Source organism: Flavobacterium humidisoli (assembly GCF_023272795.1).
GTDB classification, from domain to species: Bacteria; Bacteroidota; Bacteroidia; order Flavobacteriales; family Flavobacteriaceae; genus Flavobacterium; species Flavobacterium humidisoli.
The window spans coordinates 485,694-496,772 of sequence record NZ_CP096829.1; the positions used below are offsets into that span (position 1 = coordinate 485,694).

At 40.4% G+C, this 11,079-nt stretch carries 13 protein-coding genes; 2 read left to right on the forward strand and 11 right to left on the reverse strand.

Translation table 11 applies throughout. The features are described from left to right. Nucleotides 1-20: 20 nt before the first annotated feature. The 10 genes from traJ to M0M44_RS02435 all read right to left on the reverse strand — a co-directional run bounded on the left by traJ (nt 21) and on the right by M0M44_RS02435 (nt 7,988). Nucleotides 21-1,016, reverse strand: coding sequence for a conjugative transposon protein TraJ (gene traJ / locus M0M44_RS02390; protein WP_248728343.1), 996 nt, complete (start codon nt 1,014-1,016; stop codon nt 21-23). A gap of 3 nt (nt 1,017-1,019) precedes the next feature. After that, nucleotides 1,020-1,652, reverse strand: coding sequence for a DUF4141 domain-containing protein (locus tag M0M44_RS02395; RefSeq protein WP_248728344.1), 633 nt, complete (start codon nt 1,650-1,652; stop codon nt 1,020-1,022). Nucleotides 1,653-1,678: 26 nt separating this feature from the next. Beyond that, complete coding sequence (locus M0M44_RS02400; RefSeq protein ID WP_248728345.1) at nt 1,679-4,186, reverse strand: TraG family conjugative transposon ATPase; 2,508 nt, start codon at nt 4,184-4,186, stop codon at nt 1,679-1,681. Then, complete coding sequence (locus M0M44_RS02405; protein WP_248728346.1) at nt 4,183-4,515, reverse strand: DUF4133 domain-containing protein; 333 nt, start codon at nt 4,513-4,515, stop codon at nt 4,183-4,185. The genes M0M44_RS02400 and M0M44_RS02405 overlap by 4 nt, the downstream gene beginning before the upstream one ends. 9 nt (nt 4,516-4,524) lie before the next feature. Continuing rightward, entirely contained in the window at nt 4,525-4,830 is a 306-nt protein-coding gene (locus M0M44_RS02410; RefSeq protein WP_248728347.1) for a DUF4134 domain-containing protein, read from the reverse strand. Between the two features lie 200 nt (nt 4,831-5,030). After that, nucleotides 5,031-5,843, reverse strand: a complete 813-nt coding sequence (locus M0M44_RS02415) for a hypothetical protein (protein WP_248728348.1) — start codon at nt 5,841-5,843, stop codon at nt 5,031-5,033. Between the two features lie 44 nt (nt 5,844-5,887). After that, complete coding sequence (locus M0M44_RS02420; protein WP_248728349.1) at nt 5,888-6,523, reverse strand: conjugal transfer protein TraD; 636 nt, start codon at nt 6,521-6,523, stop codon at nt 5,888-5,890. 2 nt (nt 6,524-6,525) lie between these two features. Continuing rightward, the gene (locus tag M0M44_RS02425) at nt 6,526-6,825 is read right to left on the reverse strand and encodes a DUF3408 domain-containing protein (RefSeq protein WP_248728350.1); all 300 of its coding nucleotides are present in this window, start codon (nt 6,823-6,825) and stop codon (nt 6,526-6,528) included. After that, the gene (locus M0M44_RS02430) at nt 6,800-7,216 is read right to left on the reverse strand and encodes a DUF3408 domain-containing protein (protein WP_248728351.1); all 417 of its coding nucleotides are present in this window, start codon (nt 7,214-7,216) and stop codon (nt 6,800-6,802) included. The genes M0M44_RS02425 and M0M44_RS02430 overlap by 26 nt, the downstream gene beginning before the upstream one ends. A gap of 4 nt (nt 7,217-7,220) precedes the next feature. Next, on the reverse strand, nt 7,221-7,988 hold the full coding sequence (locus tag M0M44_RS02435) for a ParA family protein (protein ID WP_248728352.1): 768 nt from the start codon (nt 7,986-7,988) through the stop codon (nt 7,221-7,223). 751 nt (nt 7,989-8,739) lie between these two features. Between M0M44_RS02435 and mobA the strand changes: the two genes are divergently transcribed. Further along, a complete protein-coding gene (gene mobA / locus M0M44_RS02440) occupies nt 8,740-9,177 on the forward strand; it encodes a conjugal transfer protein MobA (protein WP_248728353.1) in 438 nt (145 codons plus the stop codon). Between the two features lies 1 nt (nt 9,178). After that, complete coding sequence (gene mobB / locus M0M44_RS02445; protein ID WP_248728354.1) at nt 9,179-10,477, forward strand: conjugal transfer protein MobB; 1,299 nt, start codon at nt 9,179-9,181, stop codon at nt 10,475-10,477. Between the two features lie 27 nt (nt 10,478-10,504). Here mobB and M0M44_RS02450 read toward each other — a convergent pair whose 3' ends face one another. Next, the gene (locus M0M44_RS02450) at nt 10,505-11,062 is read right to left on the reverse strand and encodes a hypothetical protein (RefSeq protein ID WP_248728355.1); all 558 of its coding nucleotides are present in this window, start codon (nt 11,060-11,062) and stop codon (nt 10,505-10,507) included. Nucleotides 11,063-11,079: the final 17 nt, after the last annotated feature.

Here is an 11,079-nt window from a genome sequence, read left to right on the forward strand (position 1 = left end):
TCTTCTGTGATTAATTATTTTTATTTGTTTATGAGCCTGCCACCGATATTTCCTACTGCGGAACCCGTTCCGGCTCCGGCAATATTTCCGGTTTTCATCGCCGTTTGGTTAACATTACGGGCAAAGTTGTTTGCTCCCCCTGCCTGAATAATCCAGCCTGTTACCGTCGGAATGGTGAAGTAGCCCACAATACCTATAATCATAAAGATTATATAAATGGTGTTTGAAGTATCAGGAATGAATGTCGGATCGGCAAGCATTTCAATGTCCCTCTCAATAATCAGGGATTGTATTTTAGCTAGCATAGAGCTAAACAAATCTGCTACCGGAAGCCATAAATAAACACTGACGTATCGGGAAAGCCACTGCGTGAGTGTGGACTGAAATCCGTCCCAGACTGATATGGCAAAGGCTATCGGTCCGAGTATGGACAGGACAATGAGGAAAAATGTCCGAATAGTGTCAATGACAAGTGCCGCGGCCTGAAAGAGTATTTCCAGCAGATTGCGAAACCATTCCTTTATGGCTTTCTCTATCTTATAAGCTTCTCTGCCCATATACATTCCTGCCATTGTGCCCACATCGGCGGGTGACCAGCCCAATTCATCGAGTTTTTTGTCAAATTCTTCGTTCGACACCATATAGGCAGTTTCCGGATTACGGAGCATTGCCTCGTGATCGAGCTGGTCTTTTTTTGCCTGTAACTCGTTCAGGTCAAGCACCTGATCTTCAAGGATGGAATGGGTTCCTGTAACCACAGGACTTAAGACCGAATTTATGGTTCCCAGTACCATGGTCGGGAAAAACATAATACACATTCCCAAGGCAAAAGGACGCAGGAGCGGAAAGACATCTATTGGTTCGGCCCGGCTGAGAGCCTGCCAAACCTTTAGCGCCACATAGAATAAAGCACCCAGCCCGGCAAGGCCTTTGGCCACTGCCGCCATATCGGCGGACAGCGGAAGCATCTCATCATACAAGGAACGCAGAACTTGGTGAAGATTATTAAATTCCATGGCTTACCAGTATTTTTGATTTGAGGTTCCATAGAGTTCAAGCACTCTTTTGGTATTGTTCTGCTTCTTTGCCCTTAGAATGCTTACCGAGATATTCTTATTGGTATAGTAACGGACAAGGCTGTGGTATTCTTTGACTTCTTTGTACACACGGTCAATAATATCCATGCGCTCTTTATCATTCAGGGACAGGCTGGAGGAATTTACAATCTGTTTGAGTTCTTTTAGCAGTTCGGTACTTTCTCCCAGAAGAGCCGAATAGCCATTTGCAATAGCTGCCAATTCCTGGGCAGAAAAATTGGGGTCATTCATCATTTTACCAAAATTCTTTACATACATTTCCGATACATCGCCCACCAGCAGTACAGTCTGCTGTACTTTGCGTGCATCTTTCACCAGATTGTTTACCGCCTGGAGTTTGTCGTAATATTCCTTGCCCTGTTTGTACACTTTTTCTACTTCCTTGAAATTTTTCACGACATTGGACACAGTGTTAGAGGTCTGTACTATTTCATTGGCACTATTGAGAATACCCGATGCCAGATTGGCCGGATCGGTTACTACAAATTGTGCTTTTACGGACGGTGCACAGGCAAGGATAAGCGCCGTATACACCATAAATAATATTTTTTTCATTGTTCTTCGATTTTTTAAATTAGTAATCATTGTTGATTTTCTTGTGCGCGCCGCCTCATGGCGATGTGCTTAATGGCGAGTTCTACATTGCCGTCCAGTTCTGCCGCAAGCTGCATCACTTCCAGTTTTTCGGTTTCTTCGGTGGTATAGGCGAGATATTCCTCGCCGGAAACTTCTGTAGCATATACCGCAGAGTGTGTTCCGCCAAGCCCAATCCATACTTCCTTGTAGAACCGTGAGGGATCGTTGTTCATATTGATGGAAAGCACCTGCGCTTTTTCCTTGTCGGTCAGACCAAGCATTGCCTGTATATCGTCAAACTTGTTCATGTACTTGCGCTGGTCAAGCAGGATCTTACAGTCACTATTATTGATGATACTTTCTTTTACAATGGGCGATTGGATGATGTCATCCACTTCCTGCGTGACTACGATAGCTTCCCCAAAAAATTTACGCACAGTCTTGAAAAGATACTTTATGTAATTTGCCATTCCTTCCTTCGCAATGGCTTTCCAAGCCTCTTCAATCAGTATCAGCTTGCGGATACCTTTGAGCCTTCTCATCTTATTGATAAAGACTTCCATAATAATGATGGTCACTATTGGGAAGAGGATTTTATGATCCTTAATAGCATCTATCTCAAAAACGATAAATCGCTTGGAAAGCAGGTCTAACTGTTTATCCGAATTCAGCAGATAATCGTATTCGCCACCTTTGTAGTAAGGTTCCAGTACATTGAGAAAATTGGCAATATCAAAGTCTTTTTCCCTTACCTGTTTTTCTTCCAATACTTTGCGGTAATCAGTACGCACATAATCATAAAAGGCATTAAACGAAGGTTTTGCATTTTCCTGTTTGATTATTTCGATATAACCGCTTACGGCATTGGAAAGAGCTACTTCTTCCGAACGGGTCGGCGGTTCATCATCTCTTTTCCAAAGCGTTAGTATGAGTGTTTTGACACTTTCTCTTTTTTCAATATCGAAAATACCATCATCGGTATAGAAAGGATTAAAAGCAATAGGATTGTCTTCCGTATAAGTAAAATACACGCCATCTTCGCCTTTGGTTTTTCCTTTGATGAGTTCGCACAATCCCTGATAACTGTTTCCGGTATCTACCAGCAGCACATGGGCTCCCTGCTCATAATACTGCCTGACCATATGATTGGTAAAGAAAGATTTTCCGCTGCCCGAAGGACCCAATATGAATTTGTTACGATTGGTAATAATTCCTTTTTTCATCGGCAAATCAGAAATATCCAGATGTATGGGGTTGCCTGTGAGCCTGTCTGCCATCTTGATACCGAACGGCGAAGGTGAATTGTGGTAATTCGTTTCTTCTGTGAAGAAGCACAACGCAGGTTCAATGAAAGTGTAAAAACTTTCTTCGCTTGGAAAATCTCCGGCATTGCCCGGCATTCCAGCCCAATACAGCGTAGCCACATCAGTCGTATTGTGTCGTGGCTTACATTCCATAAGAGCGAGTGCACTACCGCAATCGTTCTTTAACTGCTTGAGTTCCCCCGGATCTTCCGACCACGCCATAATGTTGAAATGTGCCCTAATAGACGAAAGACCAAATGAATGTGCTTCATTCAGGTATTTTTCTATCCACTCTTTATTGATTTGGTTGGCACGGCTGTAACGGGCTAAAGAGTGCATATTTCTTGCAGATTTTTCAAACTTTTGCAGGCTCTCTTCGCTGTTATCCAAAAACAGGTATTGGTTGTAAATATGGTTACAGTTAAGCAGCAAACCTACGGGCGCTGCGAATGACAGACGGCAATCACTGCGATCTGTAGACAGTTTTTCGTAACGGGTATCTGCCGATACTGCTGCCGGCAGATCGTCCGTATCGGACATGGTATGCAGTGATAACCTTTTGTTGCCTATACGAACTTCTTCAGTTCCGAGTGCGATATCCTGCATTGGTGTCCCGGCTTCTCCTGACAGGGTAAGGTACTGTTCCAATAAGCCCTGTTTTCCTTTCGCGCCAACAATGTCTTCTTCGCTCAGGTGCTGCAGTTTTACAAATTCGCAATCGTTAATGATACGCTCAAACTGGGCAACCACTTCCATAAAGCGATGAATCGCTTCCTTGTCCCTTATTTCCTTTGGTATGAGTGAACCTTTGCATAGTGATGAGAAATTACTCTGCATCCGCATCCGCTCTTTGGTTGTCTTGGTAAGGAACAAGTAGCAATAATGGTTCAGGAACGGACGCTCATTGAAATGGCGCTGATAAGACTTTGCTAAAAAACTTTGGTCGTCCTGTGCCATATCAGGTGCATAGTTTTCCTTGATGTACCAATCCTGCTTGTGTACTACCGTAAAATCAGGCAGGGTTTTGATGGCTTTATGCCAGGCGGAATGAATGGCTTCATATTCCGCTGAAGCTACCGTGAACAGTTCCGGTAAATGGACCTGAAAACAGACAGTAATATCCGCATCTTTTGATAGTATACAATTGTTCTCTACCGCCAGAAGCGGGAACTTGCTTTCCAGGGTTGTGGTCTTGGCTATATTTCTCATACGTGATTACATTTAAGAGTGAACTTCAGATAGCGGTGTACAGGCTTGCGGCAGATAATGTAATGGGGATGCCTTTTTCTCGCACCTGCTTTCATCATTCCGTGTTCTCCATACTTTTTGTTCAGGGAAAAGGTCTGCCATACGATTAGCGAAGCACCGCCAGCTCCCAGAAACAGACAGATATAAGAATTGACCCCAGCCATATAAAGTATCATGACCAGGATAAGTGTCCCTAAAAGTCCGCCAGCGAAGATGAACAGGTATTGTGCTTTCAATCCTTTAAACTCGACCGTTGTTCCGATGCCTTTGTTGATATTGTAATTGTTCATATATCAGTTTTAAAGGAAGAAGGAACGCAGGATCGTAGCCGCTACGATAAGGAAGATACAGGCCCCAAACCAGCTTGCAGCGGTTTTGCTCGTATCGGGATCTCCACTACTGAATTTGTTGTACACTTTTACGCCACCGATAAGACCAACCACAGCTCCAATGGCATAGATGAGCTGTGTGGCGGGGTCGAAATAAGAAGTTACCATTTGGGTTGCTTCGTTGATCCCGGCTGTACCGTTTCCCTGGGCAAGTGCTCCGAAACCTGCCAGCATTGCCACTGCTGCCTGCAGGATTTTTTTTCTTTGTTTTTTCATGATTAAACCGAGTTAAATTTCTCATTTATACCTGCGCCTTGCAGGTTATCGGGACAAATATCTTATGGAAATCAAGTCGTTGTAACAAATTGGAAGTCAGTGGAATTACTTGGCTATCAGTGGCATTATTGTGAGTGTTTGAGCATAAAAAAAACGTCAAACATTTTATGCTTGACGTTTGAAAGTTTGGAATTACAGAATTATATTCTTCGGTTATTTTGTTTTGGCTGGATTAGATGTTTTTTCTCAATAGCTTTTTCCTGCTTCTTTTCTGCTTTTAGATTGCTTTTAATCAAATCAACAAGAAAAGTATTTTTCCAAGGAACATTCTTTGCAGCAAACTGCAATTTTAAACCCTGCCTTACCAGACCGTGCCTAATCTCAAATCCATATTTTCGGTTCCAGCCAATTCTGTCAAGTAATCTTTCAGAGGGAAATCTTACAGCGATTAAATCTTTAGGAAGTTCTTTTATATTTAGGTAATCAGGTTCCTGAAATTCGTGTGTCTTGGGATTATAAGGAATGGTGTAGGTCCTTTTTTCTAAATCGTAGTATCTTTCTATATCCGAGAATACAATACCATTGGAAAGGAAATCGTCTTTTGGACGAAGCTTATCCATTCTAATATCAACATAAAAGATATGTCCGGCGATATCCACAGTCGGTAGCATTCCCTTGTTTACCCGCAGATCAAAAGCCTGCTGATCTACCATAAGGCCAAAATCTGACTTATCCATTATCTCGCTTACAGGATGGTTGTTTTTATTGGCCATGCCGATCGGATCTAGAATAATAAATTCAGGAATTCTGACAGTTTTGCTTTCATTGTGAAACATCCCTGGAAGGTTTTTATTCTTAAGGCTGTATTCAAAAGTATAGCCGTCGCCGACATCACGCATATCTTCAAACGCGATAACATTTTTATGATCGGCCTTTTCAATAAGCTCAAGCTTGTTTACATCTACTATAAAGTCGGTACCTTCAATAGTAATAACCGGAAGTTCTCTTTCCATCAGATACTTTATTTTTTATTATAAAATAAAGGGGACTTATCTTTTCAGACAAAGTCCCCAATATCAAAATTAATTTCATCAATTTTCTGCAAATCAGAAGCAGCAGAATCAGCCGTAAAAGAAAGGCTCCCGTCCAACAGCTCTGCTATTTTACGGGAGGCGCTTTCCATAGAATTCTCCAGCAGGATAAATAATTCGGTTCCCTGTATTTTCTGGACTATGACTGCCGCTGTTTCCTTTTGAGACGGCTCCAATTTTTCCTTTTGCAGCAGCATCCCCACGGAGCTTAGTTCTTCAAAGGTAACCCCTTGAGCAAAACCGTCATTCCCACTGGATATTCCATACGTGTTCCATTCTTCTTCCTCTTCTTCCAAATCAGGCATATTTCCAAAAACTTCGTCTAGTTCTTCCTGCGGAATTTGAATACCAACGTTTTCATTTTCGTTACATTCAACCTCAAAATTATAGCGATTTATCTCTTGTTCCTCTATTTGGCTTTCATTGGTAGTGTTTGGCACTGAAAGACTTCTTAAAGGCTTGGGCTGCCCCATAATATCGGGCAGGTTCGGATTGACTTTTGCCTGAAATGACTTTTGCTCTGTCCTTTTCTTGATAACAACTTTATCCTGTAGCAACAGGACAATAATTATCAACAGGCATATTACAATAATTGTTTCCATAATTAAAGAATTGGTTTGTTGCGTTCATTGAAATAAGCTGTGATTTCTTCTCCAAATTCCCTGAAGTGATATTCCATAATGTTGTCAATATAGGAATAGAGCGTAATTTTTTCTTCCCTTGACAATTGGACAATGCGCAGCAGACGCTCATGGTACTCAGGACGCAGATATACAACTTTTCCAGTTCGTCCTGAAGGAAAGCGATTGACCATAAACAATTTTTGAAATTGTTCTTTACCGGTCTCTTGGATTTTAATTTTTATTTTCATGGCTACTTTATAAAATAGGTTTGTATTTCTCATTAAAACTTTTGGTAATCTGTTCTCCAAATTCCTGAAAATGATATTCCAGTACATTATTTAGATAGGCATAAATCGCCAGCTTATCCTCGCCGATAACCTGAACGATCCGGGATAATTTTTCATGAAAATCAGGTTGTATATACACCGTTTTGCCATCTCGCGCATTAGTATGAGTCTTCTTAAAAAAAATGGCTTCATAATCAGTATCAGTTCCTCTTTTAATTCTTATGCGCTCCTTTATCAAAGACTTTTCCTGCAGCGTCTCTGGTGAAGGTTTGTGTTCTTCCAGCGGAGGCGTTAGTCCTTCCTTTTTAACGCCATCTGCCATTATATCCATCATCAGCGCCTCGTCAATCTCAGGAGTGATTTTTTTCTTATTATCTTTTTCCATAGCTTTATAATTGAACAATGTTTAAAAATTCTTCCATAAACTGATCTAACCGACAGGCTTTCATCAGGTGTTTGTCCGGAGGCATTAAAGTGGATCGGAAAACAGACTTTGTATCGAGTTCGCTTTCTTTTCGAAAGCGGGTACTGTTCATGATGCTGCACTGCATAAGGCTAAATCCCAAATCATCGATAAGTTTATTATAGATATCATATAAAGGGGAGCGTTCCCTGCCATCTACCTGATTCCAGAAAAGATTAACACTTTTAATGGACGTTTGACCTTTTTTCATAATAATATCCCGCATCAACTGTGTAAAAACAAGGGTGCTTTCCATCACAAATCGATCAGCGGTAATTGGGGTAAAAATATGATGCATCCCTGCCAGGGCATTCAAAATGCCAGGTGTATTTACCGTACCGGGAAGATCAAAAAAGATCACGTCTATTGGAACTGTTGAGGATTCTAAAAAATCATTTGCTGCCTCCAAAACGCCTTCGGCTTTATGCTGGATAATTGGATAGGCTTTTTTGTTAATCGTGGTAAACTGTGTGTATGCCATTCTTTTTAAAACCTCATTTTCCATGACCATTGCCAGATCACGTGCTTTCATTTTCATTAAGCTGAGTTGTGGGAAATCGGCATCGAATACTACAACATTGTAACCTAAACGATAATGAAGCGTACTGGCAGCAAGTGCCGTAAAAGTACTTTTGCCTACGCCTCCCTTTTGAGAAGAAAAGGCAATAAATACGGGGTTGTTTTCTGTTTTCATTTCTTATTGTTTTTAATTGTTGATACTTATCTAACTATGTAAGCAATCAGGCAGGTAATTCTTTGTCTATTCCTGTACACGGGTAGTTTTGTCTCGAACCACTTACCTGATTACGTTTGTATTATCCTCATCAACTGCCTCGCTATAGTAATACCCTTTGAGGTAGCACTACGCATATTGAGATACTTATTCCATTACATCTGCGCCCATATAGCCCAATCTGTAGGTGGGTAATCAGCAAGCTGCTTTTGCTTATACTTATAAACACAATTAGCAGCTTATGTACATTCCAATTTTAATAGCTACAATGCTCTGTAGATAAATACAGAGGTAGTTCTAAAACTACCTTGCTATCGCGCTGCCTACCTGCATCTGCTTTCTTGTACAAAGGAATGTAGTTATCTATGTGCTTTTATTAATGCGACAGTACTTGGCATTCAAAGGCTGTTTTTGGCACTCCAGCACATTGCATTACTCTTGTAAAGAGCACTTTACTTTGTAAAATAATTTTTATTAACAGACTTATGAAAAAGCATTATGACACATCGGCTAAGAAAGTGAACGGCCAAAAGCCGTTTTGCCTGCTTACTTTAATCTGCCTGAAAGAGCGGATTTTCCTTTCACCAGAAAGGAGCAAGTTGTGTTTTGAGCTGCTGGAAATGAATTCCGCTGCTCAAAACAACTTGCCCCGCCGGGGGCTGGAAAACATTCTCCGAAGTCGATGTTTTATAAGATTCTAATTGGATTTATCATGGAGCAAAGCAATAACAGACAACCCGGAAAATCAGGGCGTAATCCTAAAAAGGATCCTGCCATATTTCGCTATTCCATATCATTGAATGCGGAAGAAAACGCCCGTTTTCTTTCTCTTTTTGAACAGTCCCAAATGAATGTAATGGCACATTTTATCACTGCATGCATCTTTCAGAAGACCATTAAAACAGTCAAAATCGATAAAGCTGCAATGGATTATTATATGCGGTTAACCACTTTGTATGGACAATTCCGGAGCGTTGGAGTGAATTATAACCAAATCGTAAAACTGCTTTATCGCAATTTCTCCGAGAAAAAAGCGGCCGCTTATCTCTATAAGCTAGAAAAGCATACCGCTGAAATGGCAGTATTATGTCAAAAAATCATTCAGATTACCGGAGAATTTGAAACAAAATATATTAAAAACAACAAGTAAAATGGTAGCTAAAATTGGCAGAGGACAAAACCTGACAGGCGTGCTTACCTATAATCAGCTGAAAGTCGAGAAGGAAAATGCGGAGATTCTCTTTACTCATAAGATCCAGGAAACTCCTGATGGACATTATTCTGTAGCCCAGATGCTGCGTTCTTTTGAACCTTATCTGCTGGCGAATCGTAAAACAGAAAAAACGGTCCTGCATATTTCTCTCAATCCTGACCCAAAAGATAATGTCAGTGATGAAAAATTTAATACTGTTGCGCAGGAGTATATGGAAAAAATGGGATACGGCGAGCAGCCTTACGTAGTGTTCAAACATACTGATATTGAACGCACCCATATCCATATCGTTTCGGTTTGTGTAGATGAACAAGGCAGGAAAATTTCAGACAGTTATGAGCGCAGACGTTCGATGGACATCTGCAGGAAGCTAGAAGAAAAATACCAATTAACCTGCGCTGGCGAAAAAGAATCCAAACAGGACGAAAAGGCATTTCGTGTCGTGGATTACAAGAGTAATGATCTTAAAGGGCAGGTCGCTTCGGTGGTACGGTATCTGCCTAAAAAATATGCGTTTCAAAGTTTTGGGGAATACAATGCTTTACTGTCGCTTTTCAATATTACAGCTGAGGAAGTCAAGGGCGAATTACATGGAAAACCCAAACAAGGAGTGGTCTATTTTGTCCTGAATGAAAATGGTAAAAAAGCCAGCAGCCCATTTAAAGCCTCTCTTTTTGGAAAAAGTGCAGGATATATCGAGATGCAAAATCATTTTACAGCGTCCAAAGAGATACTTAAAGAAAGTGATGCGAGACCTACAATTAGAAAAAAAATTGAAACAACCCTGCAATCGGCCATTGACGAACAGGACTTTAAAAAACAGCTGACTGAAAAAGGCATTAATGTGATTACTCGCAAAAATGATACGGGACGCATTTATGGAATTACATTTATTGACCACAATTCCAAAACGGTATGGAATGGTTCGCGTTTGGGAAAAGAACTCTCAGCCAATGTATTCAACGACTGGTGGAATAATGGGCTACAACCGGAAGTTAAAAATAGTGAGAATACCAAAACAATTTCAATCAAAACAGTATCCGAAAATCTACCAGCTGAGAAACCTCACGATTTATTTGATTTTCTAAGTAATCAAAGTACTATTCAATCTAACGATATCCATAGTAGTATAGAAGGTTTTGGCGGGATATTGCCGGAAGCTCAGGGAGAAGATTATCAAGAACAGGATTTTGCCAATAAGATGAAGAAGAAAAAGAAACGTAAGAGAGGACAATAGGTTTTATTGTACTTTATGAACTCACGATTATGAAGATAATTTCAATCCCCAAGCATAGCTCCAATACAAAACCTTCGGAGCAATTCGTGTCTTGAACTGATAAATACTATAGATATATAATGAAAAAAGGATGAATGCTCCCCAACTAAACCCAATACACAATATACCCTGTCGTTCGGTCGGATTGAACATCCCAGCAACCAATGATTTTACTATAAATGAAGGGACAATGCAGCATAATAATACACAGAGTACCCACGGTAATATCCATAACTTCCTGTTGTTTGCCAGCAATCCGATGATAGTTCCTTTAAAGAAATAAATGATGCAGAAAATAAGATAGGTAAAAAATATGGAGAAACCCCAAATTTTGAATTTGTTAGTTTCTTCTCCCCACAGTTTTTGAGACAGTAAAAATCCGGCATAAAAGAAAATACCGAAAATAGCAGCCATTTTTAAGACAAAAATAAAAACTCCAGCGATACCAAACATTAATCCTGTTGCAGATTTACTTTCTTCATTTTTCCGTGCTTCATATTCTTGTTCACTTTCACCTGGATCAATATCAGGATTATAGTAATTCATATTATTTTTCTTTAATG

Bases quoted from the DNA above. Each gene is read 5' to 3' on its own strand.
- traJ (WP_248728343.1), bottom strand. From the start codon at position 1,016: ATGGAATTTAATAATCTTCACCAAGTTCTGCGTTCCTTGTATGATGAG.
- M0M44_RS02395 (WP_248728344.1), bottom strand. From the start codon at position 1,652: ATGAAAAAAATATTATTTATGGTGTATACGGCGCTTATCCTTGCCTGT.
- M0M44_RS02400 (WP_248728345.1), bottom strand. From the start codon at position 4,186: ATGAGAAATATAGCCAAGACCACAACCCTGGAAAGCAAGTTCCCGCTT.
- M0M44_RS02405 (WP_248728346.1), bottom strand. From the start codon at position 4,515: ATGAACAATTACAATATCAACAAAGGCATCGGAACAACGGTCGAGTTT.
- M0M44_RS02410 (WP_248728347.1), bottom strand. From the start codon at position 4,830: ATGAAAAAACAAAGAAAAAAAATCCTGCAGGCAGCAGTGGCAATGCTG.
- M0M44_RS02415 (WP_248728348.1), bottom strand. From the start codon at position 5,843: ATGGAAAGAGAACTTCCGGTTATTACTATTGAAGGTACCGACTTTATA.
- M0M44_RS02420 (WP_248728349.1), bottom strand. From the start codon at position 6,523: ATGGAAACAATTATTGTAATATGCCTGTTGATAATTATTGTCCTGTTG.
- M0M44_RS02425 (WP_248728350.1), bottom strand. From the start codon at position 6,825: ATGAGAAATACAAACCTATTTTATAAAGTAGCCATGAAAATAAAAATT.
- M0M44_RS02430 (WP_248728351.1), bottom strand. From the start codon at position 7,216: ATGGAAAAAGATAATAAGAAAAAAATCACTCCTGAGATTGACGAGGCG.
- M0M44_RS02435 (WP_248728352.1), bottom strand. From the start codon at position 7,988: ATGAAAACAGAAAACAACCCCGTATTTATTGCCTTTTCTTCTCAAAAG.
- mobA (WP_248728353.1), top strand. From the start codon at position 8,740: ATGGAGCAAAGCAATAACAGACAACCCGGAAAATCAGGGCGTAATCCT.
- mobB (WP_248728354.1), top strand. From the start codon at position 9,179: ATGGTAGCTAAAATTGGCAGAGGACAAAACCTGACAGGCGTGCTTACC.
- M0M44_RS02450 (WP_248728355.1), bottom strand. From the start codon at position 11,062: ATGAATTACTATAATCCTGATATTGATCCAGGTGAAAGTGAACAAGAA.